Raw genomic sequence first — 25,682 nt, forward strand, 5'->3', positions numbered from 1 at the left:
GCCATGGATGAAGGCGAGATCTTCAACATGTACCACGAGATCCCATCGGTCGCCAAAAAGGCAGCCTGGGGCCTGAAGTACACCCGCTCCATCTCCGATCCGAAGTTCGAAACCGGCACCGTCGAGACCGATAAAGAGCTGCTGCGCAACCTGGTCGCCTACTACTGCGTCCTGGAAGGCATCTTCTTCTATTGCGGCTTCACCCAGATCCTGTCCATGGGCCGTCGCAACAAAATGACCGGCGTGGCGGAACAGTTCCAGTACATCCTGCGCGATGAGTCGATGCACCTGAACTTCGGTATCGACGTGATCAACCAGATCAAAATCGAAAACCCACACTTGTGGGATGCCGAGATGAAGGAAGAAGCGACCCAGATGATCCTGCAAGGGACTCAGCTGGAGATCGAATACGCGCGCGACACCATGCCTCGCGGTGTGTTGGGCATGAACGCGGCGATGATGGAGGATTACCTCAAGTTCATCGCGAACCGTCGTCTGTCGCAGATTGGGTTGAAGGAAGAGTATCCAGGCACGACTAACCCGTTCCCGTGGATGAGCGAAATCATGGACTTGAAGAAAGAGAAAAACTTCTTCGAAACCCGTGTGATCGAGTACCAGACTGGCGGCGCGCTGAGCTGGGATTGATTCAACACTGACCAAAAATGTGGGAGGGGGCAAGCCCCTCCCACAGTGGTTATCGGTGCTCCATCGACTTACAAACACTCTCTTATGCCCAACCAAACCATCAAGACCCCTTGCGTCGGCCTCTGCTCCACCGTTTACGGCGATCTGGTCTGCCGCGGCTGCAAGCGTTATCACCATGAAGTCATCCAGTGGAATGGCTACAACGCCGAGGAAAAACAGGCGGTGTGGCTGCGCCTTGAGCAATTGCTGGTGCAGGTGATGGCCAGCAAGCTGGAGGTGTTTGATCCACTGCGTCTGCGCCAGCAGTTGGAAGACCGCAAGATCCGCTTTATGCCGCACCAATCCCCCTACTGCTGGGCCTACCAGTTGATCGCACGGGGTGCGCGGGTGATATCCAGGCTGGACGCGTATGGGCTGGCGTTATTGCCGGAGTTTCGTGAGCGCCACCTGGCGGATCTGCGCGATGCAATCGACCGCGAGTTTTTCCTGCTGTCCGAAGCGCATTACGAGCGGTATATCGCGCCGGGGTTTATCCGCGAGGCATTTGGTCCGCCGTTGATCGCTGCCTTTTAACCCTTCAATTGTGGTTAAAATGCCGCCCGCTCAACGACCGACGCTCAACGATGACCCCAGACGCACTCGCCACCCTGCACGCCCACCTGCTCAATGCCCTGGCCACTGTGCCTGCGGAAACCCGGCGCCTGTTCCACGGCCGTGGCCGTTGCTGGCCGGGTCTGGAGCAACTGACGGTGGACTGGCTGCAGGGCGTGGTGCTGGTGGCCTTGTTCAAGGAAACCGAACACCTGGACGCCCTGAAGGCGCAACTGTTGCAGATCGACTGGGCCGGATTCGGCGCCCACACCGTCGCCCTGCAACACCGCTACCTGCCGCAAAGCACCACCGAATGGCTGCTGGGCGAGCCCATCGACGAACTGACCATCACCGAAGGCGGCCTGCGTTACCTGATCGACCTGGGTAAAAAGCAGAACAGCGGGCTGTTCCTCGATATGCGCTACGGCCGCAACTGGGTGCGCGAACAGGCCGAGGGCCAGCGCGTGCTCAACCTGTTTGCCTACACCTGCGGGTTCTCGGTAGCCGCCATCGAAGGCGGCGCCGACCATGTAGTCAACCTCGATATGGCCCGTGGCGCCCTCAGCCGTGGCCGCGACAACCATCGCCTGAATGGTCATGACCTGAGCAAAGTGACCTTCCTGGGCCACGACCTGTTCAAGTCCTGGGCCAAAGTTACCAACAGCGGCCCCTATGACCTGGTGATCATCGATCCACCGTCCTTCCAGAAAGGTAGCTTCCTGCTGACCAAGGACTACCAGCGCGTATTGCGTCGCCTGCCGGACTTACTCACGGCGCAGGGCACGGTGCTCGCTTGCATGAACGACCCGGCCTTTGGCGAAGACTTCCTGATCGACGGCGTTACCCGCGAGGCGCCGGGCCTGCGCTTTGTGGAACGCCTGCAAAACCCACCTGAATTTCCGGATATCGACGTGCAAAGTGGCCTGAAGGCCTTGGTGTTCCGTCAAGGCTGATGCCGAAACGTCCTACGCTTGCTACGCTAAGTGATACGCCGGGCGGTGAACCTTATGACCCCCTTCCCGGTCGATACCTGCATTCCCCGGCCAGACTCGACGGCGTCACGTTGTCGGCTGCCCCGTTTGACCTTTTGGAGAACCGCCCGTGATATCGACCCTGCATGTAGCCAGAATCAAAGCCTGGGGCGCCCACGGCTTCACCGCCACCGGTGTGGTGCTGGCCTTCCTGGCCACCCTGGCGCTGCTGGAGAACTCACCCAAGGCCTGCCTTTTGTGGCTGGGACTGGCGCTGGTGGTGGACGGCGTCGACGGTTCCCTGGCGCGCCGGGTCAATGTCAGCACGGTACTGCCCAGCTTTGACGGCTCGGTGCTGGACCTGGTGATCGATTACCTCACCTACGTGTTCATTCCGGCACTGTTTATCTACCGCTACATCGACCTGCCGGAGTTTACCCACCTGTTTACCGTGTCGGTGATCCTGGTCTCGTCGCTGTTCTGCTTCTGCAACGTCAACATGAAGAGCAAGGACAACTACTTCGTCGGCTTCCCTGCCGCCTGGAACGTGGTTGCCTTGTGCGTGTACATCATCCAGCCGGACGCCTGGGTGACCCTGCTCACCGTGATCGGCCTGGCGCTGCTGACCGTGACGCCGATGAAGTTCCTGCACCCGTTCCGGGTCAAGCGCTTCATGCCGATCAATATCGCCGTGACCACCATCTGGTTGCTGTGCAGCTTCTTGATGGTGGTGGATTACCCGAACACCAACCCGTGGACGTTTGGGTTGTGGTCGGTGATGTCCGCGTATTTCCTGGGGATTTGCATCTGGCGCACGGCGCTGGAGTGGCTGGGTACCCACAAGTAGCAAAATGAACACAGCGCAAATGTGGGAGGGGGCTTGCCCCCTCCCACATTTGGTTCTGTGTACATCAGGCAGGTAAGATGGCGACCCTCAGCCGCCCCGCCAACAATAAGCCCTGCCCATGCCCTTCGAACTCAGCGTTGACCTCACCACCCTCGCCATTCTCGCCGTCGTGGCCTTTGTCGCCGGTTTTATCGACGCCATCGCCGGCGGCGGCGGCCTGCTCACCACGCCCGCCCTGCTCACGGCCGGCATGCCACCGCACCTGGTATTGGGCACCAACAAACTCAGTTCCACCTTCGGCTCGGCCACCGCCAGCTTTACCTTCTACCGCCGCAAGCTGTTCCACCCGCGCCAGTGGGTGCACGCCATCGTCGGTACGCTGATCGGTGCGTTGACCGGTGCAGTGGTCGCCCATTACCTGCCCGCCGAAACCCTGAACAAGATGCTCCCGGTGATCGTCTTCGGCTGTGGCCTGTACCTGTTGTTTGGCGGTACGCCCAAGGCAGCATTGGATAACGACGCGCCGATCAAGAAGAAGTGGCAGTCCACCCAGGGCTTTGGCCTGGGTTTCTACGACGGCGTGGCCGGCCCCGGTACGGGCGCGTTCTGGACCGTCAGCACCATGCTGCTGCACCCCATCGACCTGGTGAAGGCCAGCGGCGTGGCGCGCAGCATGAACTTCGTCAGCAACGCGGCGGCGCTGTCGGTGTTTATCTTCAACGGCTCGGTGGACTGGATCGTCGGCCTGGCGATGGGCGTCTCGGTGATGTGTGGCGCGTTCTTTGGCGCACGCAGCGCGATCAGCGGCGGCGCCAAATTTATTCGCCCGGTGTTTATCACCGTGGTCCTCGGCCTGACGGTGCGCCTAGCCTGGCAGCACTGGTTCAGCGTGGCCTAGGCGACGGGCCAGGTAGAGGTCGATCAGGTAGCGCGCAATCGAGCGTGACGCCGGCAACGGCGGCAGGTCGTGGATGTTGAACCACTGCGCGTCTTCGATCTCGTCGGCCTGGGGCACGATATCGCCACCGGCGTACTCGGCGTGAAAGCCCAGCATCATCGAATGGGGGAACGGCCAGCACTGGCTGCCCATGTACTGGATGTTCTTGACCTCCACCTGCACTTCTTCGCGCACCTCGCGGATCAGGCAGTCCTCGGCCGATTCGCCCGGCTCGGCAAACCCTGCCAACGTGCTGTACACACCCGTCACAAAACGCGGCGAACGGGCCAGCAGGATCTCGTCGCCACGGGTCACCAGCACGATCATGCTCGGCGAAATCCTCGGGTAGCTGCGCAGGTCGCACGCCTGGCAGAACATCGCCCGCTCCCGTGGCACCTGGACCATGGCCTGGCCGCAACTGCCGCAAAACCGATGCTCCCGCGCCCACGTACCGATCTGAGCGGCGTATCCGAGCACTTTGTAGAGCGCGTGATCACCTTGCAGCATGAAGCCGCGCAGGCCTTGCCAGCTGCAACCCGCCACGTCAGCGGTGGCGTCGAGTTCCAGCAAATACACCGGCTCACCGTCGAGGTGGCCGATGCCGTGCTCGGCTAACACCACCAAGTCCTGGCGCTTGAGCCATTCGCGAGGGAACAGCGGGCCGTTAGGGTCATGCAAAAAGCCGTCGCGGCTGCGGGCAACGGCCCAGCCGCCGGGGGTGTCGTTGTCCAGCAGCGTTGTGGTAATCCAGCCTTGGGTCATGTCAGTCAATCCACGAATTCGGGTTTCTGCTTACTCATATGGGCCGCGATGGCCACGCGCAGGTCGTTGGATTGCAACATAGCCGCGTTCCAGGTGGCAACGTATTCCAGACCATCATTGACCGTGTGGTCACGCATGTAGCTGATCATGGCCTTGGTGCCGGTCACGGCGATCGGCGACTTGGCGGCGATCTGATGGGCGATTTCCAGCACACCGGCCAGCAGTTGCTCATGATCGGCGTAGACGCGATTGACCAGGCCAATGCTGCGTGCTTCCTCGGCGCCGAACTGGCGCCCGGTGTAGGCCAGTTCACGCAGCATGCCGTCGCCGATGATGCGGGGCAGGCGTTGCAGCGTACCGACGTCGGCGGCCATGCCGATGTCGATTTCCTTGATGGAGAACTGCGCATCTTCAGCGGCGTAACGCATGTCGCAGGCGCTGATCAGGTCGATGGCGCCGCCGATGCAATAACCGTGGATCGCCGCCAGTACTGGCTTGCGGCAGTTGTCGACCGCGTTGAACGAGGCTTGCAGCTCCAGGATCTTGCGGCGCAGCAGGCGTGCGTTGCGGCCGACGTCCTTGCCGAAGGCATTGGCCACCGAGGCCAGCATCATCAGGTCGATGCCCGACGAAAAATGCTTGCCGGCGCCGCTGAGTACCACGGCCCGCACGGCGTCGGTGTCTTCGATCCATTGGAAGATGTCGATGATCTCGGTCCAGAACACCGCGTTCATCGCGTTGATTTTTTCCGGGCGGTTGATCTGCACATGGGCAACGTTGCCAGTGACTTCGACGACGAACGCTTGGTATTCGGACATGGCAGTGATCCCTGGCTGGCGAGTGATAAGGCCCGAACTATAACAAGGGTGCACCACGGCGCATCGGCCAAAAGCGGGACTGGCAAAAAACCCTGCCAGGCGCCATCCTTGGCGCTTTAAGCCGCCCTACCCGCGGCGCTCGACGTTTTAAGGAAATGCCATGCACGCCCAACCCCTCGCCACCGCCGATTTGGACTTCATCGAAGAAACCCTGCTCAAGTACGGCGATGACCATTCGGTGCTGAACCTGGCGGAACTCGACGGCTACTTCACCGCACTGGTGTCCAGCCCCGCGCAGGTCGATATTGCAGAGTGGTTCCCGGCGATCTGGGGTGGGCAGAACCCGGAGTGGGAAAGCGCCGAAGAGGCCAAGCAGTTCCTGGACCTGTGCGTGCGTCATATCAACCTTCTGGCCGCCCAACTGGCGACCGACGCCCAAGGTTTCAAGGCACGCTTCGATGACACCGACCATCAAGGCCAGACAGTGACCCTCGCCGAAGAATGGTGCTTTGGTTATATCCGTGGCGCCGCCATCGGCAACTGGCCAGCACTGCCCGCCGCACAGGCCGCGCTGCTGGAGAAGATCTCCTGGTGCGCCGAGCAGGACAACTTCGAATTGCCGGCCGACCTGGATGTGCAGGCCCACCAGCAACGCGTCAGCGAGATCGAACCGGCGGCGCGTGCTCTGCATGATTACTCGCTGAGCCAGCGCTAAACCTCGACAAGCACCGCACCTTTGGCCGATTATTCGGGTCCGCCCGTCGGCCACTCCGTCCCACCTTGCCTTGATCAGGAGCCTTGTACCTTGAGTTCGCAGAAAACCGTGACCGTTACACCGCCCAACTTTCCCCTGAACGGCAAGGTCGCACCGCCCGGCTCCAAATCCATTACCAACCGCGCCCTGCTGCTGGCCGCCCTGGCCAAGGGCACCAGCCGCCTCAGTGGCGCGCTGAAAAGCGACGACACCCGCCACATGTCGGTAGCCCTGCGCCAGATGGGCGTGACCATCGATGAGCCGGATGACACCACCTTTGTTGTCACCGGTTCCGGCAAGCTGCAGTTGCCTGCGCAAGCGCTGTTCCTCGGCAATGCCGGCACGGCGATGCGCTTCCTGACGGCCGCCGTCGCCACCGTCGAAGGCACCGTGGTGCTGGACGGCGACGACTATATGCAAAAGCGCCCGATCGGCCCGCTGCTGGCCACCCTCGGCCAGAACGGCATCCAGGTCGACAGTCCCACCGGTTGCCCACCGGTGACCGTACACGGCGTGGGCAAGGTCCAGGCCAAGCGCTTTGAGATTGACGGCGGGCTGTCCAGCCAGTACGTCTCGGCCCTGTTGATGCTGGCCGCGTGCGGTGAGGCGCCGATTGAAGTGGCGCTGACCGGCAAGGACATCGGCGCCCGTGGCTATGTGGACCTGACCCTGGACTGCATGCGTGCCTTTGGCGCGCAGGTGGACGAGGTCAACGACACCACCTGGCGCGTGGCCCCTACCGGCTACACCGCCCATGACTACCTGATCGAACCGGACGCGTCCGCCGCCACCTACCTGTGGGCCGCTGAAGTGCTGACCGGAGGCCATATCGACATCGGCGTGGCCGCGCAGGACTTCACCCAGCCCGACGCCAAGGCCCAGGCCGTGATCGCTCAGTTCCCGAACATGCAGGCCACCGTGGTGGGCTCGCAGATGCAGGACGCGATCCCGACGCTGGCCGTGCTGGCCGCGTTCAACAACACCCCGGTGCGTTTCACCGAGCTGGCTAACCTGCGAGTCAAGGAATGTGATCGCGTGCAGGCGCTGCACGACGGCCTCAACGAAATCCGTCCGGACCTGGCGACCATCGAAGGTGACGATTTGCTGGTCGCCGCAGATCCTCGGCTGGCCGGTACGTCCTGCACTGCGCTGATCGACACCCACGCCGACCACCGCATCGCCATGTGCTTTGCCCTGGCGGGCTTGAAAGTGTCGGGGATCCGCATTCAGGACCCGGATTGTGTCGCCAAGACCTATCCTGAGTACTGGAAGGCCTTGGGCAGTCTTGGGGTCAAGCTCAGCTACTGAGTCAACGGCGCCGGAGTGGGGAGGGAATGCACATGACAATTCGCCAACCCTGCCCACCCGGCGCCTGTGTCTGCGACCGCGAGCAACTGCTTGAAGCGCCCGGCGCCGACCTGCGCATCCTCAACCTCACGCGCCAGGAAGAAAAACGCCTGCTCGACCGCCTTGAAGACCTCAAGAGCCTGCAAGACCTGGAGCGCCTGCAACAACTGATGTACCAGCAATTGGGCATCCGCGTGCACATCGCGCCAGGGCACACCGAGGTCAAGAGCATGCGCGGGATCCAGATCGTGATCGACGAGCTGCCAGGCATGTGCCGCAAGACCCGGCAATCAATCCCGGCGGCGATTCGCCGAGGCCTGGAGAAACGCCCGGAAATCGCCTACCGCCTGTTGGACGCCCACGACCTGTTTCGCGAGGGGTGAATCAACCGGTGACGGTCTCGGTTTCGAACAACCCCTGCCCCACGGCCTTCGCCGTTTTCAGATGCGCCTCGGCCGCGCCGCCCTCCGACTCCAGCAACAACTCGGACGTCAGCACCTTCGCCCCGCAGTAATCAAAGATGCCGTAGTCGATCTGCGTGCGCATCGCCTTGGCATAGCCGTGGCGGTCAAACGCGCTGTCATCGGCTGCGCCGAGGGCCAGCAGGTGCACCTGTAAGTGGCGTAGTTTTTTCAACACCGGGGTATCCGGGCCGTAGTCGATTGCCCAGCCATTGACGAACACGCGGTCGATCCAGCCCTTGAGCAGCCCCGGCAGCGACCACCAATAGATGGGAAACGCGAGCACCAGGGCGTCGGCGCGGTCGAGGCGCGCCTGTTCCGCAAGCACATCGGCCGGCGGTGCGGCGCAGGTGCGGTGGACAAGGTGGTCGGCGGCGGTGTAGCGCGGGTCGAAACCTTCGGCGGCGAGGTCGGCGATTTCGTAGGTGTGGCCAGAGGCGATGAGGCCTGCGGCGACTTGCGTGGCGATGCTGTGGGTGAGGGACTGTGGGTCGTGATGAGCTACAACGATCAGTGCGTGCATGACATTGACTCCCTTTCGGTTTAGGCTGGACTTAGTTACTGTTAGTAAGTTAATTCAAGTAAGTTACTTTTGGTATATAAGCATGTCAAGCACTGAGTCCCCTGCCCCACGTCGTCGTCTGTCCCGTGAAGATCGTCTGAGTCAATTGTTGGAAGTGGCCTGGCAACTGGTGCGCGAAGAAGGCACCGACGCCCTGACCCTGGGCCGCCTGGCGGAACTGGCGGGCGTGACCAAGCCGGTGGTCTACGACCATTTCGTCACCCGGGCAGGGTTGCTGGCTGCGCTGTATGAAGACTTCGACGGACGCCAGAATCAGGTGTTTGCCCAAGCCATCGAAGCCAGCAGCGCGACCCTGGACGACCGCGCGTGGGTCATCGCCGCGTCGTATGTGGACTGCGTGTTATTGCAGGGTCGGGAAATTCCCGGCGTCACCGCCGCACTCAGCGGCTCACCGGAGCTGGAAACCCTCAAGCGCAAGTACGAGGCGATCTTTCTCGACAAATGCCGCGACGCCCTGGCGCCCTTCGCCCCCAGCGGCACAGTGTCCCAAGCCGGCCTGCGGGCCATGCTCGGCGCGGCGGAAGCCTTGTCCCATGCAGCCGCCAGCGGCGAAATCAGCCGTGAAGAAGCCCAGCACGAATTGCTGGCGACCATTCTGGCGATGGTCAACCGCACGACTGTTTCCTGACCTGAGCCCGCGCCAACAAAGCCTCGCTGACGCCCGGCCCAGGCTATTTGACCAGGCGCTTCTCTTTAGAGGGGCGATAGCCGAAGTACGAGCTGTAGCACTTGCTGAAATGACTCGGCGACACAAAGCCACACGCCACCAGCACCTCTACCTGTGACAACTCGGTGTGCTGCAACAACCGCCGCGCTTCGGTCACGCGCAATTCCATGTAGTAGCGCTGTGGCGTGGTACCCAATTGCTCCTTGAACAGTCGCTCCAACTGTCGACGAGAGCGGCCGGCGTAGACCGCCAACTGGTCCAGTTCCAAGGGTTCTTCAAGGTTCGCGTCCATCAGCTTCACCACTTCACGCAACGGCGCGCTGACGCTGACGTTTTCGGTGGGCTTGATACGCCGGTAGCGGGACTCCTCGAAGGCCAGGATGTCTTCGATACCCTCGACCAACGCCTTGTCGTGCAGGCTCTTGATCCAGTCCAGGGCCATATGGAAGGCGCCTGAAGGACTGGAGGCGGTCAGACGGTCGCGGTCGATCACGTAGGGTTCGCTGGTGACGTGGGTGGCTTTGGACACTTCCGCCAGCGCCGGGCGATGTTCCGGGTGGATAGCGCAGCGGTAGCCCTGCAACAGTCCGGCGCGACCGAGGAACCAAGCGCCGTTCCACAGCCCCGCGAGGTGGACGCCGTGCTCGGCAGCGTTGCGCAGCAGTTGGATGAATTCCTCGCTGGCCTTGAGTTCGGTGCGAAATCCGCCGCAGATCACCAACAACTCCAACTCATGCAACGCAGCAGCGTCCAGGCACGCATCGGGGCGGATAACCAGGCCCAGGTCGCTGGTCACTTCGCCATCGCCCCAGCCAAACGTACGTGAAGCGAACAGATCGGGGCGTAGCAGGTTGGCGGTGACGAGAGTGTCGAGGGTCTGGGTAAAGGCAGGCAGGGAGAAATGTTCAAGCAACAGGAAGCCGACGCGGGTGACCGACGCCGGCTGTGAGGTTTCATTGAGGTAGCGCAGGTTCTTGCCTTTCATGCCACCGCTGAATTGACGTCTTTCCATCGAGGGTTGGCCCACTCTTATTGTTGATGCAGTGGGCGCCATCTTAGGGGGAAATGCGGTGGCTGTCTCAGGCGCTGATCTTGAAAAAAGCACAGGGCCCCGAAGCCCGTGGCAGAACAGTGCAGAGCGCATCTGATACGGTTTTTTCTTTGTTATCTGCGCCTGTATTGAAATGCCCTCAGGGCGGACAATAGCCCCAATCCTTTTCCCCTTCCCTTCGGAGGCCTTATGACCAAGATGGCGATTTTCCTGTTCGGTTTTTTAGTGCTGACCATCGGCATCGGCCTGCTGGCGACCATCTCACCGGTCTAGCACTTAGCTGGTAAACAACATCGGGTACAGCGACAACACCAGCAACCCGGCCATGGACCAGTTGAACAGTCTCAGCCAGCGCGGCTCACGCAGCACATTGCGCAGGCCGCTGCCACACCCGACCCAGACGCACACGCTGGGCAGGTTTACCACGGCAAACACCAGCGCAATCACCAGCACATTGACGACATAGCCCTCGGCCGGCGTGTAGGTGGTAATGGCGCCCAGCGCCATAATCCATGCCTTGGGGTTGACCCACTGAAACGCAGCGGCGCCGAGGAAGGTCATGGGCTTGCCGCGTTCGTCATTGCTGTCGGACATGCCGCCCGACGTTGCGATCTTCCACGCCAGGTACAACAGGTACGTTGCGCCCACATAGCGCAACACGGTGTAGGCCCAAGGAAACACCTTGAACACTTCGCCCAGCCCCAGCCCGACCGAAATCACCAGCAGCATGAAACCGATACTGATCCCCAGCGCATGAGGCATCGAGCGACGAAACCCGAAATTGACCCCCGAGGCCAGCAACATGGTGTTATTGGGCCCCGGTGTAATCGAGGACACGAAGGCGAACAGCACAAAGGCCGAGAGCAGGCTGGTGGGGATGAACATAAGGCAGCATCCAAGCAGGAGTGGTATGCCAGGACAGTAGTGGGTTATGACCTCCCCTGCCCCATACAGCCAGGCGCGGAATGAGGCGTACACTTTTCACAAAGCTTTCACAGACGACGGGCTAGGGTGGACTCAGCTCCTAATGAACATCCCTTTTAGCCCGCACTCCCCATCGCGGGCTTTTCTTTGTCCGGGATTTGTCCCAGGCAAAAAAAGAGGCAGGTCATTGTTCATGACCTGCCTCTGGCTGACTGATGGTTAACGCTGACCGCCGCCAGGACCACCAGGGCCGCCGCCTTGACCATGCCCCCCACCGCCATGCCCACCGCCGCCTCCACCGCCCGGCGGCATAAACATCCAGCAGCCAGACAAGGTCGACAACAGCGCGACAACCACAGCTGCCTTGGTTAGGTAATTCAACTTCATGACAACACTCTCTGCTTTACAAGGTTGGGTGTACGGAAAATAAGACCGCTGCAAATGAAGTCCGTCACGGCTTTCGTGTAACGTCTTGGTAGGGTTTGTGTTGTAGTGGATACGTGTATGGGCAGTGGGTTTGAGCTAACCGGGGCGATTCCGATGATCAACATTCGTGCAGCAACAAAAGCCGATCTCGACAGCCTGGGAGCCTTGGGCCGCGAGTCCTATCAAGAGCATTTCTCGACCTTGTGGTCCCCTGTTGGCATGAGCGACTTCCTCAAGCAGGATTTCGCACGCGATTCGCTCAGCCGATCACTTGACCTGCCCGACCGTCACTCATGGCTGATCGTCTCAGATGAACAGGGCACGTCCATTGGGTTTTCCAAGGTCAACTGGTCGACACCAGCACCTATCACCGGTGAGTTGGGCGCAGAATTGCAAAAAATCTATTTCCTGAAATCCGCTGCCGGACGTGGCTACGGCAAGCAACTTTTGCAGTTCGTCTGCGATCAGGCAGCACAGCGTGGAGAACCCTTGCTGTGGCTGGATGTGCTCAAGAGCAATTCAAATGCCCGACGGTTCTACGAAACATTTGGGTTCCTGCAAATCGGTGAAATTCCATTCAACACGGATCTGGCAGAGGTCGGAATGGTTGTGATGGGCCTCAAGCTGAATCAGCATCAAACGGAGAGGTAGATGGAAGAGTTGATCCAGGGCCTCGACGGGCCCAGAACCGCCCAGCAGGAATTGTTCTATGACCTTGAAGATGCAGCGGCTGTTATTGGGTGGTCAGTGGTGGAGTTGACCGCTCTCGCGGCGGGTAGCAATACGCCAAGTGCAGCAGTCGCTCTGATGAAGATTTGTGCGCTGCTGGCAAACCAACAAGAAAAACTAGCGGTGTATGCGCGTGAAGTTAAGGGGCTGCGCATCAACAGGTCCGAGCCGAGCGGCAACTGAGTCAGCGTGTCGGGTCAAACGGCTGCCACTTTTCACCAGCCCATAAAAAACCCCGTAGACGTTAATCTACGGGGTTTTCAAGAGTGGAGGCCGAGGTCGGAATCGAACCGGCGTAGGTGGATTTGCAATCCACTGCATAACCATTTTGCTACTCGGCCTCAAACGATCAATGCCCTGATTGCTGACATTCACCGCATAAAAACTTGAGTGGGCTATAAAGCCATGCCTCTACTCTAACTCATTGAATACATTGAAGTTTTTAATGCTTCGTTGCGTTCGATGGGCGCCATTATGTACTCATTTGCCAATGCCTGCAACCCCTTGATTTCAAAAATATTTCGCATTGGCATCAAGGAGTTGCGTGCCTGCCCTACTCCTTGATGCGCTGCGTCTGGTACTGCGGGTCGGCCTTGATCTGGGCGTCGGTAAACGGCAGTGGGCGCAGTTTTTTCTCGGAGAAGGCTTGGGTCTGGTCCTTGGCGTATTTCGATGCGGGGTTGCTGGACAGGGAGAACGTCAGTACGCCTTGGGCCTGTGGTCCATGGTCGTCGAAGGTGACGATTTGCAGGTAGCTGCTGCCGCTGACGACTTCACGCTTGCCATCGGCACGGGGCACGGTTTGCATGGCGTTGTAGATTCCCAGTTCCTGGGGGCCGCCGTGGATCGGGGTCTGGCCGCTGACTTGGACGTCACCCCATTTGCTACCCGGTTTGAGGCCCAGCTTGGCGACGTCGGCGGTGGAGGCCAGCATGGCTTCGCGCAACGCCTTGGCGACGGGCGCTCGGTCGATGGCCAGGCCACGCGGTGTGGTCAGGGGTTGGGCCGGGTCGAACGCCACGCGCCAGGCGTCGGGGATTTGCTCCAGTTGGTCCACCAGGTTGATGAAGTGCACCAGGCCCAGGCCGCTGTCGAGGTTGGCGTGCCGGTCCCAATCGTTGAGGCTGGTGCACAGTGGTTTGAGCGCAGCCGCGTCGGTGCCCAGGTGCTTGGCGCAGAACGCCAGCAAATCCGGCATGACTTGGCCGGCCAGGTATACCTCGTTGTCCATCACCATGTTTTGCAGGTCGGCAACGCTGATCGGCTGTTTTTCCAGGGAGTGCAGGCGTTGCAGGGCAAATCGGGCGCGCGGGCCCAGGCCGATATTGTCCTGGCTGATCACGGGTGAAAAGCCCGTTAGCGGCGCCTTGGGGTTGACCATCCAGGCTGAATCGTTGGAGTGCTGCACGTAGTCGGTGCGCTCCAGTTGCGGCAGTTGGTCGGCCGGGAAGATACCGGCCTGGGCTGCGTGCGGGTCGACGTCCCAGGCGCAGGCGCTGTGGGCGCCGTCGAGCATGATCAGTTGCAGGCCGGCACGCGGGTCGCTGCATTGGGCGAGCTTGGCCGCGCTGACGTTGGGCACCACCGACAGGTTCATGTACAGGCTCTGGCCCTGATCGTCGGCAGCCAGGGTGTTGACCCACGGAATGCCCTGCAGGGTGTGCACTGACGTTTGCAGCGCTTTAAGGCTGCCGGCGCGGTTCATCGCGTACCACTGTTGCAGGACGCGGTCGTTGCCGAGGTTGGCGTCGCGCAGGCTGAAAGCGTAGTGGCTGTCCCAGTCCAGTTTGCCGGGCCATTGCACCACGGGGCCGAACTGCGAGCTGTACACCGGATGAACCACGGGTTTGAGGCTACCGTCGGCCTGCTTGACCTGCACCGTCACCGAGGTTTTTTCCAGGGGGATGGATTTGCCATCGAGCATATAGCGCGTCGAATCCTTCGGATCCAGCGTGAGGCGGTACACGGTGAAGTGCTTGGAGGTGTCGACCGTATGGGTCCACGCCACGTGCTGGTTAAAGCCGATATTGACCACCGGCAGGCCCGGCAGCGCGGCACCCATCACATCCAGTTGGCCTGGAATGGTCAGGTGCATCTCATAGAAGCGCATGCCACCGACCCACGGAAAATGCGGGTTGGCCAGCAACATGCCGCGCCCATTGAACGAACGATCACGGCCCACCGCCACGGCGTTACTGCCGCGATCCAGGGTGAAGCGCTGCTGGTTGGCGGCCGCCAGTTCAAACGCCTTGGCGGTAGGCTGCACGCTGGCCGTGGTTTGAGGCGGCGCTGCGCCCACCAGCGCTTCGGCGAATTGGCCGACACCGCCCTCCACCAGCAGCCTGCGGGTCAACTTCACCAGATCTTCAGCCACCAGCGGCCTTACCCACGCAGCCTGACACTGGGCAGGGGCGCCCTGCTCTTTCAGATAGCGGTTATAGCCGGCGACGTACCCTTCAATACGGTCCTTTATTTCAGGGGTCTGGGCTTTCCAGAAGGCCGCCACCGTCTCTGGCGTATTCAGCCAGGTAAAGAACACATCACTGGCCAAATTGTTGCGTTCTTCCAGAGTCGACTGATCGGGGCCGAAAAACTTTGCCCGCTCGCCATTCACCGTGACCACCTCATTGGCCAGCAGGCACAGATTGTCCTGGGCATAGGCGTAACCGATGCCGAAGCCCAGGCCACGCTCATCGCTGGCCAGGATATGCGGCACCCCATAACTGGTACGGCGAATATCTGCCGACGCCTGCGTCACCTGCTCGCGCGCCGATGCGACCAGGCTCAACCCCAGCAGCAACCCTGCGATACCTACCCTGGACAACCCGTTGGAAATAATCACGCAGACTCCACAGTCAAATTGAACACCCTCACCGGGGGCAGTTACCCCACCGTAAGAACGCATAAAACCGGGAGAAATTTAGCCGCGTGGCAGCTTTATCTGAAGGACGTGGGTTGTGACAAAACCGACACTGACGAAATTTCTACATCCAACACTTCATGATTTTGCTCGCTCGTTCGTCTTATTAGATAAGAGCGCCATCATTTTCCTGATCAGGCTCTGATAAGGAGTTTTTGCATGTACAACCCGCAAGTGCCCACGGACGGACATTCATCGGTTGCCGACGTCAATTTTGGCGGCGGCACGCAAGCGTTCGGCAAAACGCCCGAACAGCAAGGCAACCAGCGTATTCGCCATTTGCTCAAGTGTTTCGGTTTACGCACCAGCCTGATTCGGCTGAAGGTCATCGACGCCCTGCTCACCGCTGCCGACAACCAGCGCACCCTTGGGGTACGCGGCGTGCACAGCCATTTGCTGGAGCTGGGCATCCCGTTGTCGTTTCTCAGCGTGCGCGAAGTGCTCAAGCGCCTGTGCAGCGAAGGCGTGATCACCCTCAATGCCGATAAGAGCTACAGCCTCCATGAAGAGGCTGCCAAGGTGCTCGAAGGGCGGGCCTGAAGTCAGCGCTTCACGCCCCGGCCTACATGTTCAGAGCTTGACCTTGCGGCGCATGATGCCGTTGATCACCACCACGATCACCGCGACGGCAATGGCGATGGTCTGGAACGTTTTCTCACTGATGACCCCGGTGTTCTGCAAGTAGGACAGACCAAACATCGTCCCCAGTACAGCCAGGGCAATCAGAAGCGAATATTTCAAACGTTGCTTTTGCGTCATGACGGGTTCCTGAACCTGAAAAATTTAATCCCTGCATGGCCCCGCGTCGGGAATCCACTGAGGTCGGCATGGCCTTATGTTACAGGTGATGAAAAGCTTTGGCTTGTCCGGTATTGAGGTTCAGCTCGCCCCTGCCCTGACAAAAGGAAAAGTAACACCTCATCGTTTCGTTCACTTACATACGTAAGGACCACCCCGGGAACTGCAACGCCTGAAACGCGCACAGACTAATGCGCTCAGGCCACCAGTGATTTGGCTTTCGTAGCGCCGACATTTACGCGCCATAAAGGTCAATCACGATGAATTCTCTCAGCACTTCACCTCGTATTTTCCCGCAGCCCCTCCCCTTTCTCCTTGAGCTCGCCCCGACACAAAGCTCCTCGTTGCACCTCACAGCGCAAACTGAACAGGTACAACCGGACGGGCGCCAAGCCCTGAAAGACCGGTTGGGCGACAGGCGTGACGTGCACACCTTGGCCCAGGCGCTGCACACCGCGGTGGAAAAACTCGGGGAAGACGCGACACCCGAGGCACTGGCCGCTTATTTGCGCAGCACACACCTGCCGCTTGATCCGGATACAGCCGGCGCAAGTGCACGCACTGCCAATCTTGAGTCACTCATCCGCGCCACGTGCGCCTACATGCCGAAAACCTGGGCAGAACTCAAAAACACCGCCCTGGCACTGTCCGATCACACCCTGCAACATCCATTGGGCAACTTCGGGGGCGCCCTGTCCTGGGCGCTGCCGTTGAGCGTGGAGCATCAACGCACGGTGTACGACGTCGTTGCATGTAACAGTGCAAACCTGCCCGGCCTGCCGCTGACCAGCGCCCGCGCCGGCGCGCTGGATTACCTGACCGATGCCGTCACACTCTCCCCGACCGCGCTGCAAGACCCCGCCGCCGCACTGGAACAGCTTCTCGACACCCCCCGTGCTGCGGCGCTGGGCGCAGCTATTCAAGCCAGCGTTGGCGGCATCGCCACAGACAGCAGCGTCAATGATTATGTGTTGGCCGCCATCCATCTGGGCCTTGACTCCGAAGCGCTTGAGCAACCCGAGCGGAATAAAGTGGCAGGCTTTGACCTGGCAGCCGAGCGTCACTGGGGCCATTCACCCGCCGCCGTCGTCGACGCCTTGGCGAACCACCTGAGCAGCAGCGGTCGAACAGCGTCAGCCACCGCCCCCTTGGCAGCCCGATTGCTGTTGACGCGCGTTGCTCCGCAGTTCCTGGTCAAAGACATCCCTGCGACAGTGGTCTACGGCAGTCAGGCGTGGGCCCATTTGTGTCTTGCAGTCGCCGGTATCGAAGCCGACACGCCGGGTAAGTCGGTCCACATGAGCTTCAGCGAAGTCATGCTCGCAGCCGGCCAGACAAGCGAGACGAGCGAGGCAACTAAAAAAGCCGTGCTGATTGACTGGAGTGTGGCCAACCAGGTGCTCCCGCGCGCAGATGAGGCGCTCTATTCCACAGAAGATATTGAGGAAGCTCGCAGTGTCTTCAACACACAACATGAAGCCTTGAAAGAGGCATCCGGTTTGCTCGACGCGCCCCTGCCGAACCGCAAAGAAATGGCGCTCGCATTACTCAAAAAAACCTTTGGGGATAAACCGTGGTTTGAAGAAAAAAACCTCTGCTTCATGCCAAATTTCTTGCTCGTAGGACGAACCGCTACCTACTACTCGTTGGTGGATATCGTCATGCAGGGGCTCAAAATCAATGCTCACGACTGGAGGTTCGTTCCAGCGCGTGACGATATCAACCTGCAAGCTGTCGTCCGCTTCACTAACAGCGCGTCATTCAACGTACCCAGTGAGTTCGATAAAAAGTTCACCGCGGTGACGAGCCAGTACAAAAAAATCAAGCATTACGCCTTGATGAATGCCATCACCCTTCTGCCTTTGGCAGACCGAGATATTCTTAACAAGGCAAAACTGGGTTTCTACAAAGAGAACTCCTACCGAATCTCCGCGCTTCCGTTCGTCAAAGACACCTTGTTCCACACCAGCCCCAAAATATTGATGCAAGCAGATTACAACGGCGAAAAGCATGTTTACGAATTCGACACCACAACGTCGACGATCAAGAAAGTTGCCAGAAGCCGAATAGGCCCTGACCAGCCTGGGCCGAGTGAGGTCACCAAGATCGAAGCGTTCCCCGTCGGCGCAGCATTAAGTGAACTGGAAACAGCACAAACACGCGGCAATGCCAAGGCCAACACCTTTACCAATTCGCGCATCAGACAAATCGCCCAGGCAGTGGTCAACGCCGAGGGCATAGACAGTGACGCCGTTAAGCGTCAAGCCGCGGGCAGAACATCTGCCGAACAAAACCGTGACACGCTGGACGCTGTCGGGGAGTTCTTGCTGGACCTTGTCCCCTTGAGATCCGCCATCGTCAATTTTCGTGCAGGTCACTACAAGGACGCCGCTGGGGACCTCGCGTTCGACATCTTTGGCTTTATTACCGCAGGCATTGCTACGGTGGCAAAAGTGGCAAAAGGTGCAAGCACGGTTGCCTCAACCCTCGCCAAAGTGGCGCGAGGCACCAGAATAATCGGGGTGAATGCCTTAAGCGCCTTTAACCCCTTGAGCGGTGTGGGCGACGTCGCTGTGGGTGCAGGCAAACTGGCCTTGGTTAGCGCGAGCACTGCCGGCGAGGGTATTCACCGACTCAAAGGCATGCTCAGAGGCAGCGACTTGATAGAGGCCAGTCGCGGGTTTGACGACGCGGCAATCGGCGTCTTCACGCAGGGGGGAAGACGCCTGGAAGGCAGTGCAGTGTTGCACGATGGCAAATGGTACGCAGCGGATACCCACTCACGGCAGCCATATGGGCCGCCGCTTGACACGTTCAACCCCAGCGATACCCTCGCACCGACCCATACCACCCCCCCTAAAAGCACCGACGGCGTTCGGCACAACCCGTTGGATCGAAGCGCTCGCCGCCATCCCCTCAAACAAGTGCCGCTCCCCGCAGGCAGCTATGTGGAAAGCATGAAAGGGAGGCTGGAGCCGGGGCACTTTCTGCGCGGCAACGGGAAGGATGAAACCTTCAAAAAATTTCTCGAGGAAATGGACCAGACGTATAACGCGTTAAAGCACGGAGGCCTACCACCACGTCCGAGCATTCCAGCGATTCCCAAGCCCGTGCCCGCCAAGGACTTGATCACAGAAGCGCTGAAGGTCTCCGATGGCATCGTGTTTGGAGAATCTCATCGCGAGATGGCCAGCTTCAAAACGCTGTTCGACAACGTTGATACGTTCAAACAACAAGGGGTTAAAAAAGTCTATTTCGAGGGTGTCATCGATCTACCCGGCAAGGGAGTCGTGGACGATGGTATTGGCAATCTCGGGGCGGCCAGCACGCCGCGTACAGGCCCGACGTTCAAGCAGCTCAAAGCCAAACTGGAGTTGAACGGCATCGAGGTACTGCCCCTGGATCACTACTATCTGACACGGCACAAAGACGCAAGACTTGGCCTCCCCCAAGCCGGGTCGGGATCGGCGCGCAGGCTTGAGGAATTCAATTACTATGCCTCTGAAGTGATCAACGCCAACTCAGGCACGGAAAAGTGGGTCGCCTTGGTCGGCCACTCCCATATGAAGACCTCCGAAGGTGTACCTGGGCTGGCCGAGATGACGGGAAGTATTGGCATCGGTGTGTTCCAGAACAGGTCTCACCAGGTGTCCGTAGGACTCAGGGATACCGTTAACGTCCCCAACCCTCAAAAACCCCTCAGTGGAACCGACCGCCCTGGCGACCTGCATATCTACGCCTAGCCTCCACCTGGGTGATTACCGCAGGCCTGGCGCTGCAAGCCGGTGCCGGGCTGCGCACAGAGCTCAACCAACCAATCTACAAACACCCTTACCCGCTGTGACAGCTGACGGTGCGGCGGATACAGGGCAGTCAGCGCCATTTTCGGCACCGGGATACCGGGCAACACATGCACCAGTATGCCTTCGGCCAATTGGCGCATGGCGTGATAATGCGGCGCCTGGATCAAACCGAACCCAGCCTCGCACGCCGCGAAGTAAGCGTCGGAACTGTTGACGGCGACGCGCTTGGCCAGGTTGACCAGACGCAGTTCGGCGCCAAGCTCAAACTCCAGGCCGAAGCGCTTGCCACTGGCGCTGGAGACGTACTCGACCATCTGATGCCGCCCCAGGTCTTCCAGGGTTTCGGGCACCCCCATGCGTTCAAGGTACGCAGGGCTGGCCAGGGTGATTTGATCCATCATTGCCAACGGCCGCGCCACCAGGGATTCGTCCAGTGCCAGCCCGCCACGCAGCACGCAGTCCACACCTTCGCGAATCAGGTCCACCGGACGATCGTTCAGGCCGATTTCCAAGTCGATCTGCGGATACCGGGCGGTAAATGTCGGCAAGGCCGGGATCACCAGGTAGCGGCCGATACCCGCCGGCATATCGATGCTCAAGGTGCCGCGCGGGTTTTGGCGCTGGGTGGAGAACACCGCTTCGGTTTCCTCCAGGTCCGTGAGCAACTGCACACACCGCTGGTAATAGGCGGCGCCGTCCAGGGTCGGGCTGACCTGGCGCGTGGTGCGCTGCAACAATTGCACGCCCAGGTGCGCCTCCAGTTGCTTGATCAGCACGGTCACCGAAGCGCGAGGCAGTTGCAGGCTGTCGGCGGCCTTGGCGAAGCCGCCCAACTCAACGATCCGGGTGAATACGCGCATGGCGTTGAAACGGTCCAAAGGGCACGTCCTGTGTGGATTATTTAGATATTACGAACAGTGATAGTGGTTTTAGCCTGTTTATCCCGATTTTGTCGAGAGTAACAATGGACGCCTTCATCAACAGGAGCTCAACCCATGCACACTCGTCAACTCGGTAAAAACGGCCCTCGCGTCTCCGCCATCGGCCTCGGCTGCATGGGCATGACTGACTTTTACGCACCCGACAGCGACACCACCGAAGCCACCGCCACCCTGCACCGCGCCGTGGAACTGGGGGTCAACTTCCTCGACACCGCCGACATGTACGGCCCGCACACCAACGAGCAACTGATCGGCAAGGCGATCGCCGGCAAGCGCGACCAGGTGTTCCTGGCCAGCAAATTCGGGATCGTCCGCGATCCGGCGAACCCAGCCCTGCGCGGCGTCAACGGCCGTCCGCAATACATCCGCGATTCGATCAACGGCACCCTGAAACGCCTTGGCGTAGACACTCTGGACCTGTACTACCAGCACCGCATCGACCCGCAGGTCGCCATCGAAGAAACCGTTGGCGCCATGGCTGATCTGGTCAAGGAAGGCAAGGTCCGTTATCTGGGCCTGAGCGAAGCCTCGGCCGCTACCTTGGAACGGGCGCACAAGGTTCACCCCATCAGCGCACTGCAAAGTGAATACTCGCTGTGGAGCCGCGACCAGGAGCACAACGGCTGCCTCGCCGCCTGCCAACGCCTGGGCATTGCGTTTGTGCCCTACAGCCCGCTGGGGCGTGGTTTTCTCACCGGCGCGCTGAAACGCCCTGAAGACTTCGCTGCCGATGACTATCGCCGCACCAATCCGCGCTTTCAGGGCGAGAACTTCGCGAAAAATCTGGAACTGGTAAAGCAGGTCCAGAACCTTGCGGCTGAAAAAGGCGTGACCGCCGGCCAACTGGCGCTGGCCTGGGTATTGGCGCAAGGCGAATACATCGTGCCGATCCCCGGAACCAAGCAGCGCAAATACCTGGAAGAGAATGTGGCGGCAGTCTCAATCGCCCTCACCGCGCAGGAGTTGGCGGCGCTGGAGACGATCTTTCCGGCCGATGCAACTGCCGGCCTGCGCTACCCCGCAGAGGTCATGGCGATGCTGGATATCTGACGAGGGGGGCGCCGTCTGGCGGCGCCTCTAGTTTCTTGCACGGACGTACCTAAAGCTGCGCATTGTCAGGCCGATAGCCCTACGAAGCTCCAAAAAAGCCGCGTCGATAATAAACGCTTCGTAAGGACGGCCCCATGCCCCCACTGCGCTCTATCCAAGCCCGCTATACCCTGTTTCTGGTGCTGTTCGTCCTGGTGTTGTTCGTGTTGACCGTCGTGGGCATCGGCCAGTTGGTCGCGCCCAAGCTGCGACAGACCGAAGAACAGGTGGTGCTCAATCGCATCAGTGAGGTGGCCGAACAAATTCAGGGCGAACTGAACAAGGTTCAGGCCCAGCAACGCACCATCACCCAAACCATCCCGTTGCTCGACAGCGATGCCATCGACAAGGTGCTGCCGGGGCTGGTCGACCAATATGGCGAGCTGAAAGTATTCGGCGGCGGCATATGGCCGCTGCCCAACCAGCGCACGCCGGGGCGCAACAAGCACAGCACGTTCTGGCACCGCGATGCGTCGGGCAAGCTGGCAGTGAACACCTTCTGGAACAGTGACCCCGCGCCCAACTATTACGATCAGAGCTGGTACAAGGGCGGCCTCGCGTCGCCACGCGGGCAATGCGCCTGGGCCGCGGCCTACAAGGACGACGCCAGCCAGGAGCCGCGCACCAACTGCGCCATGGCGATCCAGCGTGACGGCGCCGCGTATGGCGTGGCCACTATCGATGTGACCCTGGGCTTCTTCAATGACCTGGTGGCCAGCAAGGAAAAAGACATCGGTGGGCAAATGCTGATCGTCGAAGGCGACGGCAAGATCATCAGCAACAGCTCGCGCCTGAGCAGCCCGGTGGTGTTGAAGAACATCAGCGAACTGACCGCGACCTCGGCATTTGCCACCCAGCTCAGCAAAGCCCTGGCTCATCGCGACCAGGCGCTGCAACGCAGCGAGTTCGACAACGGCGGCGTCGCCAGCACGTTCTATATGCGCCCCATCGAAGGCACGCCGTGGTTCCTCGCCACCGCCCTGCCCACTTCGCTGATTACCGCCCAGCGCGATGACGTGCTCGGCAGCCTGGCGCTGGTGCAGATCCCGATGGTGCTGTTGCTGGTGTTGCTGGCCGCATATGCGATCCGCCAGTTGGTGCAGCGCATGAAGACCCTGAAAGCCAACATCGACGCGCTGTCCGCCGGCGATGCCGACCTCACGCGGCGCATCACCATCCGCGCCGAAGACGAGTTGGGTGCCATCGGTCATTCGGTGAACCGCTTTATCGTCTACCTGCAAAACATGATCGGCGAGGTCACCCAGGCCACCGGCGCGATGTCGTCGGGCCTTGAGCAACTGCAACAGACCTCGGCCCATACCAACCAGATCCTGGTGCGCCACGCCTCGGAAACCGACCAGACCGTCACCGCCATCACCGAGATGAGTTCCACCGCCGACAACGTGGCGCAAAACGCCGCCGAAACCGCCTCGTTCACCCAGCGCGCCAATGAACATGCGGACCGCTCCCGCGTGGTGGTTGGGGAAGCGTCCACCAGCGTCAGCGCCTTGATCGGCGAAGTCGCCAGCGCCACCCACACCGTGGAAAACATGCGCCAGGACGCCGCACGCATCACCGAAACCCTCGGCGTGATCGGCGCCATTGCCGGCCAGACCAACCTGTTGGCTCTCAACGCCGCGATTGAAGCGGCCCGGGCCGGCGAGCAAGGCCGTGGCTTTGCCGTGGTAGCCGACGAAGTCCGCGCCCTGGCCGCGCGCACCCAGGCCAGCACCTCGCAGATCAACGAGATGCTGGCACGCCTGACGGCCGGGGTGAGTTCGTCGGTCGCGGCCATGGAAAACACCCAGGCCAGTTGCCAATCGGCGGCGGATGCCACGGCGCGGGTAAACACCGGGCTGGATGAAATGGCCGGTTCCGTCAGCCATATCAACAACCTCAGTACCCAGATCGCTACGGCCGCCGAGCAGCAAAGCGCGGTGACCGAAGAGATCAACCGCAGCATGGTGCAGATCCGACATATGGTCGAAGAGCTGGTGCAAAGTGGCCATGCCACTGAAACCAATACCCAGAGCCTGCTGGACGCCAATGGCCGGGTGATAGCCTTGATGAGCCGCTTTAAAGTGCGCTGATCAATTCTCTGAATGCTCCCGTGCAAAGCGCGGGAGTCGGACTATTCTGACAGCTCCAAGTGTTAGCCCCGCCACACAGGAGGTGTGCCATGCGCGTTGTCGAGCAGTCGGTCCGCTTGGAGCGGATCAGTCAGGAACGCTTTATCCAGGCCCCCATCGATGCCGTCTACGACTATGTGACCCAACCGGATCGCTGGCACGAATGGCACCCCACCTCCCTCAGTGCCGATACCGGCACCAGCGGCTCACTCCCCGCCGGTGCACGCTTTAACGAAATGATCGACCTGCTCGGTGTACGCGTACCCATGAGCTACCGCGTGCAGATCGCCCAGCGTCCAAGCGAGTTCAAGGCCGTGTTCACGTCCCTGGTCGTCGATGGCTCCCTCCACTACTTCCTCCAGCCGTTTCGCGACGGCACGCTGTTCAAGCGCGTCCTGACCTATGAGACCGAATTGCAGTTGGCCAGCCTGCACGAGCGCATGATCGAGCTTTCGGCCAAGGCGCTGGACCGGCTCAAGCAGCGGCTGGAAAACCCCGACTCTGTATAACTTTGAAACATTACCACGGCGTCCCCGCGAAAAAAGCGCGGAGAATGCCCGGCTTACTGCCTGGTATCGGACGAAAACCTGATGAAAACCTCATTGCGATTGGCCCTGCTTTCAGCCCTGTTCACCACGACCCTGGCCCAGGCCGCTGACTTGATCCCCATCGATGTACACCGTGACGCCAACTGCGGTTGCTGCAAAAAGTGGATCAGCCATCTGCAAAGCAACGGCTTCAAGGTCAACGACCATGTCGAAGCTGACATGAGCGCGGTCAAGCAACGGCTGGGCGTGGCGCCGCGCCTTGGCTCCTGCCACACCGCCGTGATCGACGGCAAATTTGTCGAGGGCCATGTGCCCGCCGAGCAAGTGCTGGCCTTGCGCAAGCGCGACGACCTGCTGGGCATCGCCGCACCGGGCATGCCGATGGGTTCGCCCGGCATGGAAATGGACGGGCGCGGCGAGGCCTATCAAGTCATCGGCCTGAACCGGGACGGTAAGGACGTGGTAGTGGCTGACTACCCGGCGCACTGATCGGTGCTGATGGGTTACTTCGGGCTGTTCGTCGCCGCCTTTGGTGCGGCGACCCTGCTGCCCTTGCAATCGGAAGCGGTGCTGGTGGGCCTGTTGCTCAGCGGGCATTACAGCCTGGGGTGGCTGCTGGGCATTGCCACCCTGGGCAATGTGCTCGGCTCGCTGGTCAACTGGTGGTTGGGACGCTGGGTCGAACACTTCAAAGGGCGACGCTGGTTTCCGGTCAGCGATCAGCAGCTGGAAAAAGCCCGCAGCCATTACCAGCGCTGGGGGCACTGGACGCTGCTGCTCAGTTGGCTGCCGATCATCGGCGACCCGCTGACGTTGGTGGCCGGGGTGATGCGTGAGCCGCTGTGGCGGTTTGTGCTGCTGGTGACGCTCGCCAAAGGCCTGCGCTATGCAGTGTTGGCCGCCGTGACCTTGCACTGGGTGTTAATCCCCACTTAATCCCT

General features: G+C 60.5%; 27 protein-coding genes and 1 tRNA gene. 18 read left to right on the top strand and 10 right to left on the bottom strand.

The features are described from left to right. From AOA60_RS16020 to AOA60_RS16040, 5 genes are all read left to right on the top strand, one after another. Window positions 1-645, top strand: a 645-nt coding sequence (locus AOA60_RS16020) for a ribonucleotide-diphosphate reductase subunit beta (protein WP_143522454.1), incomplete at its 5' end; no start/stop codon positions are given. A gap of 84 nt (window positions 646-729) precedes the next feature. Next, window positions 730-1,218 (top strand): DUF1289 domain-containing protein, encoded by a 489-nt coding sequence (locus AOA60_RS16025; RefSeq protein ID WP_099585267.1) that lies wholly within the window; start codon window positions 730-732, stop codon window positions 1,216-1,218. Window positions 1,219-1,268: 50 nt separating this feature from the next. Further along, window positions 1,269-2,189 carry a class I SAM-dependent methyltransferase gene (locus AOA60_RS16030; protein ID WP_099585268.1) on the top strand — a complete coding sequence of 307 codons (921 nt, stop codon included), beginning with the start codon at window positions 1,269-1,271 and terminating at the stop codon, window positions 2,187-2,189. A 148-nt stretch (window positions 2,190-2,337) separates the two neighbouring features. Next, on the top strand, window positions 2,338-3,054 hold the full coding sequence (gene pcsA / locus AOA60_RS16035) for a phosphatidylcholine synthase (RefSeq protein ID WP_099585269.1): 717 nt from the start codon (window positions 2,338-2,340) through the stop codon (window positions 3,052-3,054). 118 nt (window positions 3,055-3,172) lie between these two features. Next, window positions 3,173-3,952: a TSUP family transporter gene (locus tag AOA60_RS16040; RefSeq protein WP_032886830.1), complete on the top strand. Its 780-nt coding sequence runs from the start codon at window positions 3,173-3,175 to the stop codon at window positions 3,950-3,952. Here the strand turns inward: AOA60_RS16040 and nudC are convergent. Beyond that, window positions 3,920-4,753, bottom strand: coding sequence for an NAD(+) diphosphatase (gene nudC, locus AOA60_RS16045; RefSeq protein WP_099585270.1), 834 nt, complete (start codon window positions 4,751-4,753; stop codon window positions 3,920-3,922). The two genes, AOA60_RS16040 and nudC, sit on opposite strands and share 33 nt — an antisense overlap. A gap of 5 nt (window positions 4,754-4,758) precedes the next feature. After that, complete coding sequence (locus tag AOA60_RS16050) at window positions 4,759-5,571, bottom strand: crotonase/enoyl-CoA hydratase family protein (protein WP_099585271.1); 813 nt, start codon at window positions 5,569-5,571, stop codon at window positions 4,759-4,761. A gap of 160 nt (window positions 5,572-5,731) precedes the next feature. Between AOA60_RS16050 and AOA60_RS16055 the strand changes: the two genes are divergently transcribed. The 3 genes from AOA60_RS16055 (at window position 5,732) to AOA60_RS16065 (ending at window position 8,055) form a co-directional block, all read left to right on the top strand. Next, window positions 5,732-6,286: a UPF0149 family protein gene (locus AOA60_RS16055; protein ID WP_099585272.1), complete on the top strand. Its 555-nt coding sequence runs from the start codon at window positions 5,732-5,734 to the stop codon at window positions 6,284-6,286. A 90-nt stretch (window positions 6,287-6,376) separates the two neighbouring features. Continuing rightward, a complete protein-coding gene (gene aroA / locus AOA60_RS16060; RefSeq protein WP_099585273.1) occupies window positions 6,377-7,633 on the top strand; it encodes a 3-phosphoshikimate 1-carboxyvinyltransferase in 1,257 nt (418 codons plus the stop codon). Between the two features lie 32 nt (window positions 7,634-7,665). Then, window positions 7,666-8,055, top strand: coding sequence for a hypothetical protein (locus AOA60_RS16065; RefSeq protein WP_099585274.1), 390 nt, complete (start codon window positions 7,666-7,668; stop codon window positions 8,053-8,055). Window position 8,056: 1 nt separating this feature from the next. Here the strand turns inward: AOA60_RS16065 and AOA60_RS16070 are convergent, their stop codons facing one another. Next, window positions 8,057-8,656: an NAD(P)H-dependent oxidoreductase gene (locus tag AOA60_RS16070; protein WP_099585275.1), complete on the bottom strand. Its 600-nt coding sequence runs from the start codon at window positions 8,654-8,656 to the stop codon at window positions 8,057-8,059. 82 nt (window positions 8,657-8,738) lie between these two features. On the opposite strand from AOA60_RS16070, the gene AOA60_RS16075 reads away from it, so the two are divergent. Then, entirely contained in the window at window positions 8,739-9,344 is a 606-nt protein-coding gene (locus AOA60_RS16075; protein ID WP_099585276.1) for a TetR/AcrR family transcriptional regulator, read from the top strand. A gap of 43 nt (window positions 9,345-9,387) precedes the next feature. Here AOA60_RS16075 and AOA60_RS16080 read toward each other — a convergent pair whose 3' ends face one another. From AOA60_RS16080 to AOA60_RS32680, 3 genes are all read right to left on the bottom strand, one after another. Further along, window positions 9,388-10,368: a GlxA family transcriptional regulator gene (locus AOA60_RS16080; RefSeq protein WP_177411617.1), complete on the bottom strand. Its 981-nt coding sequence runs from the start codon at window positions 10,366-10,368 to the stop codon at window positions 9,388-9,390. Between the two features lie 342 nt (window positions 10,369-10,710). After that, complete coding sequence (locus AOA60_RS16085) at window positions 10,711-11,319, bottom strand: LysE family translocator (RefSeq protein ID WP_099585278.1); 609 nt, start codon at window positions 11,317-11,319, stop codon at window positions 10,711-10,713. Window positions 11,320-11,577: 258 nt separating this feature from the next. Further along, on the bottom strand, window positions 11,578-11,745 hold the full coding sequence (locus AOA60_RS32680; RefSeq protein ID WP_158235035.1) for a hypothetical protein: 168 nt from the start codon (window positions 11,743-11,745) through the stop codon (window positions 11,578-11,580). A gap of 153 nt (window positions 11,746-11,898) precedes the next feature. On the opposite strand from AOA60_RS32680, the gene AOA60_RS16090 reads away from it, so the two are divergent. Next, window positions 11,899-12,435, top strand: coding sequence for a GNAT family N-acetyltransferase (locus AOA60_RS16090; protein ID WP_099585384.1), 537 nt, complete (start codon window positions 11,899-11,901; stop codon window positions 12,433-12,435). After that, entirely contained in the window at window positions 12,436-12,696 is a 261-nt protein-coding gene (locus AOA60_RS16095) for a hypothetical protein (RefSeq protein ID WP_099585279.1), read from the top strand. 84 nt (window positions 12,697-12,780) lie between these two features. On the opposite strand, the gene AOA60_RS16100 is transcribed toward AOA60_RS16095, so the two are convergent. Then, window positions 12,781-12,854, bottom strand: a tRNA-Cys gene (locus AOA60_RS16100). Window positions 12,855-13,066: 212 nt separating this feature from the next. Continuing rightward, window positions 13,067-15,355, bottom strand: a complete 2,289-nt coding sequence (locus tag AOA60_RS16105) for an acylase (protein WP_099585280.1) — start codon at window positions 15,353-15,355, stop codon at window positions 13,067-13,069. Between the two features lie 237 nt (window positions 15,356-15,592). On the opposite strand from AOA60_RS16105, the gene AOA60_RS16110 reads away from it, so the two are divergent. Continuing rightward, window positions 15,593-15,973 carry a fe2+ zn2+ uptake regulation protein gene (locus AOA60_RS16110; RefSeq protein WP_099585281.1) on the top strand — a complete coding sequence of 127 codons (381 nt, stop codon included), beginning with the start codon at window positions 15,593-15,595 and terminating at the stop codon, window positions 15,971-15,973. Window positions 15,974-16,003: 30 nt separating this feature from the next. Here the strand turns inward: AOA60_RS16110 and AOA60_RS16115 are convergent, their stop codons facing one another. Continuing rightward, on the bottom strand, window positions 16,004-16,192 hold the full coding sequence (locus AOA60_RS16115) for a hypothetical protein (protein WP_099585282.1): 189 nt from the start codon (window positions 16,190-16,192) through the stop codon (window positions 16,004-16,006). A gap of 299 nt (window positions 16,193-16,491) precedes the next feature. Here AOA60_RS16115 and AOA60_RS16120 point away from each other — a divergent pair, with 299 nt between their 5' ends. Then, window positions 16,492-19,974, top strand: a complete 3,483-nt coding sequence (locus tag AOA60_RS16120) for a membrane-targeted effector domain-containing toxin (RefSeq protein WP_099585283.1) — start codon at window positions 16,492-16,494, stop codon at window positions 19,972-19,974. Here AOA60_RS16120 and AOA60_RS16125 read toward each other — a convergent pair. After that, window positions 19,971-20,912: a LysR family transcriptional regulator gene (locus AOA60_RS16125; RefSeq protein ID WP_099585284.1), complete on the bottom strand. Its 942-nt coding sequence runs from the start codon at window positions 20,910-20,912 to the stop codon at window positions 19,971-19,973. The two genes, AOA60_RS16120 and AOA60_RS16125, sit on opposite strands and share 4 nt — an antisense overlap. 117 nt (window positions 20,913-21,029) lie before the next feature. Between AOA60_RS16125 and AOA60_RS16130 the strand changes: the two genes are divergently transcribed. The 5 genes from AOA60_RS16130 to AOA60_RS16150 all read left to right on the top strand — a co-directional run bounded on the left by AOA60_RS16130 (window position 21,030) and on the right by AOA60_RS16150 (window position 25,677). Next, window positions 21,030-22,025, top strand: a complete 996-nt coding sequence (locus AOA60_RS16130) for an aldo/keto reductase (RefSeq protein WP_099585285.1) — start codon at window positions 21,030-21,032, stop codon at window positions 22,023-22,025. A gap of 134 nt (window positions 22,026-22,159) precedes the next feature. Next, window positions 22,160-24,154 carry a methyl-accepting chemotaxis protein gene (locus tag AOA60_RS16135; protein ID WP_099585286.1) on the top strand — a complete coding sequence of 665 codons (1,995 nt, stop codon included), beginning with the start codon at window positions 22,160-22,162 and terminating at the stop codon, window positions 24,152-24,154. Between the two features lie 89 nt (window positions 24,155-24,243). Continuing rightward, window positions 24,244-24,702: an SRPBCC family protein gene (locus tag AOA60_RS16140; protein ID WP_099585287.1), complete on the top strand. Its 459-nt coding sequence runs from the start codon at window positions 24,244-24,246 to the stop codon at window positions 24,700-24,702. Window positions 24,703-24,783: 81 nt separating this feature from the next. Further along, window positions 24,784-25,230: a DUF411 domain-containing protein gene (locus AOA60_RS16145; RefSeq protein ID WP_099585288.1), complete on the top strand. Its 447-nt coding sequence runs from the start codon at window positions 24,784-24,786 to the stop codon at window positions 25,228-25,230. Between the two features lie 3 nt (window positions 25,231-25,233). Continuing rightward, a complete protein-coding gene (locus AOA60_RS16150) occupies window positions 25,234-25,677 on the top strand; it encodes a YqaA family protein (RefSeq protein WP_178075368.1) in 444 nt (147 codons plus the stop codon). Window positions 25,678-25,682: the final 5 nt, after the last annotated feature.

It is taken from the genome of Pseudomonas sp. 2822-17, from assembly GCF_002742485.1.
Lineage (GTDB): Bacteria > Pseudomonadota > Gammaproteobacteria > Pseudomonadales > Pseudomonadaceae > Aquipseudomonas > Aquipseudomonas cyclaminis.

Excerpts from the sequence above, each read along its gene's own strand:
- AOA60_RS16025 (WP_099585267.1), top strand. The coding sequence starts at position 730 with ATGCCCAACCAAACCATCAAGACCCCTTGCGTCGGCCTCTGCTCCACC.
- AOA60_RS16030 (WP_099585268.1), top strand. The coding sequence starts at position 1,269 with ATGACCCCAGACGCACTCGCCACCCTGCACGCCCACCTGCTCAATGCC.
- AOA60_RS16040 (WP_032886830.1), top strand. The coding sequence starts at position 3,173 with ATGCCCTTCGAACTCAGCGTTGACCTCACCACCCTCGCCATTCTCGCC.
- nudC (WP_099585270.1), bottom strand. The coding sequence starts at position 4,753 with ATGACCCAAGGCTGGATTACCACAACGCTGCTGGACAACGACACCCCC.
- AOA60_RS16050 (WP_099585271.1), bottom strand. The coding sequence starts at position 5,571 with ATGTCCGAATACCAAGCGTTCGTCGTCGAAGTCACTGGCAACGTTGCC.
- AOA60_RS16055 (WP_099585272.1), top strand. The coding sequence starts at position 5,732 with ATGCACGCCCAACCCCTCGCCACCGCCGATTTGGACTTCATCGAAGAA.
- AOA60_RS16065 (WP_099585274.1), top strand. The coding sequence starts at position 7,666 with ATGACAATTCGCCAACCCTGCCCACCCGGCGCCTGTGTCTGCGACCGC.
- AOA60_RS16070 (WP_099585275.1), bottom strand. The coding sequence starts at position 8,656 with ATGCACGCACTGATCGTTGTAGCTCATCACGACCCACAGTCCCTCACC.
- AOA60_RS16075 (WP_099585276.1), top strand. The coding sequence starts at position 8,739 with ATGTCAAGCACTGAGTCCCCTGCCCCACGTCGTCGTCTGTCCCGTGAA.
- AOA60_RS16080 (WP_177411617.1), bottom strand. The coding sequence starts at position 10,368 with ATGAAAGGCAAGAACCTGCGCTACCTCAATGAAACCTCACAGCCGGCG.
- AOA60_RS16085 (WP_099585278.1), bottom strand. The coding sequence starts at position 11,319 with ATGTTCATCCCCACCAGCCTGCTCTCGGCCTTTGTGCTGTTCGCCTTC.
- AOA60_RS32680 (WP_158235035.1), bottom strand. The coding sequence starts at position 11,745 with ATGAAGTTGAATTACCTAACCAAGGCAGCTGTGGTTGTCGCGCTGTTG.
- AOA60_RS16090 (WP_099585384.1), top strand. The coding sequence starts at position 11,899 with ATGATCAACATTCGTGCAGCAACAAAAGCCGATCTCGACAGCCTGGGA.
- AOA60_RS16095 (WP_099585279.1), top strand. The coding sequence starts at position 12,436 with ATGGAAGAGTTGATCCAGGGCCTCGACGGGCCCAGAACCGCCCAGCAG.
- AOA60_RS16110 (WP_099585281.1), top strand. The coding sequence starts at position 15,593 with ATGTACAACCCGCAAGTGCCCACGGACGGACATTCATCGGTTGCCGAC.
- AOA60_RS16115 (WP_099585282.1), bottom strand. The coding sequence starts at position 16,192 with ATGACGCAAAAGCAACGTTTGAAATATTCGCTTCTGATTGCCCTGGCT.
- AOA60_RS16120 (WP_099585283.1), top strand. The coding sequence starts at position 16,492 with ATGAATTCTCTCAGCACTTCACCTCGTATTTTCCCGCAGCCCCTCCCC.
- AOA60_RS16130 (WP_099585285.1), top strand. The coding sequence starts at position 21,030 with ATGCACACTCGTCAACTCGGTAAAAACGGCCCTCGCGTCTCCGCCATC.
- AOA60_RS16135 (WP_099585286.1), top strand. The coding sequence starts at position 22,160 with ATGCCCCCACTGCGCTCTATCCAAGCCCGCTATACCCTGTTTCTGGTG.
- AOA60_RS16140 (WP_099585287.1), top strand. The coding sequence starts at position 24,244 with ATGCGCGTTGTCGAGCAGTCGGTCCGCTTGGAGCGGATCAGTCAGGAA.
- AOA60_RS16145 (WP_099585288.1), top strand. The coding sequence starts at position 24,784 with ATGAAAACCTCATTGCGATTGGCCCTGCTTTCAGCCCTGTTCACCACG.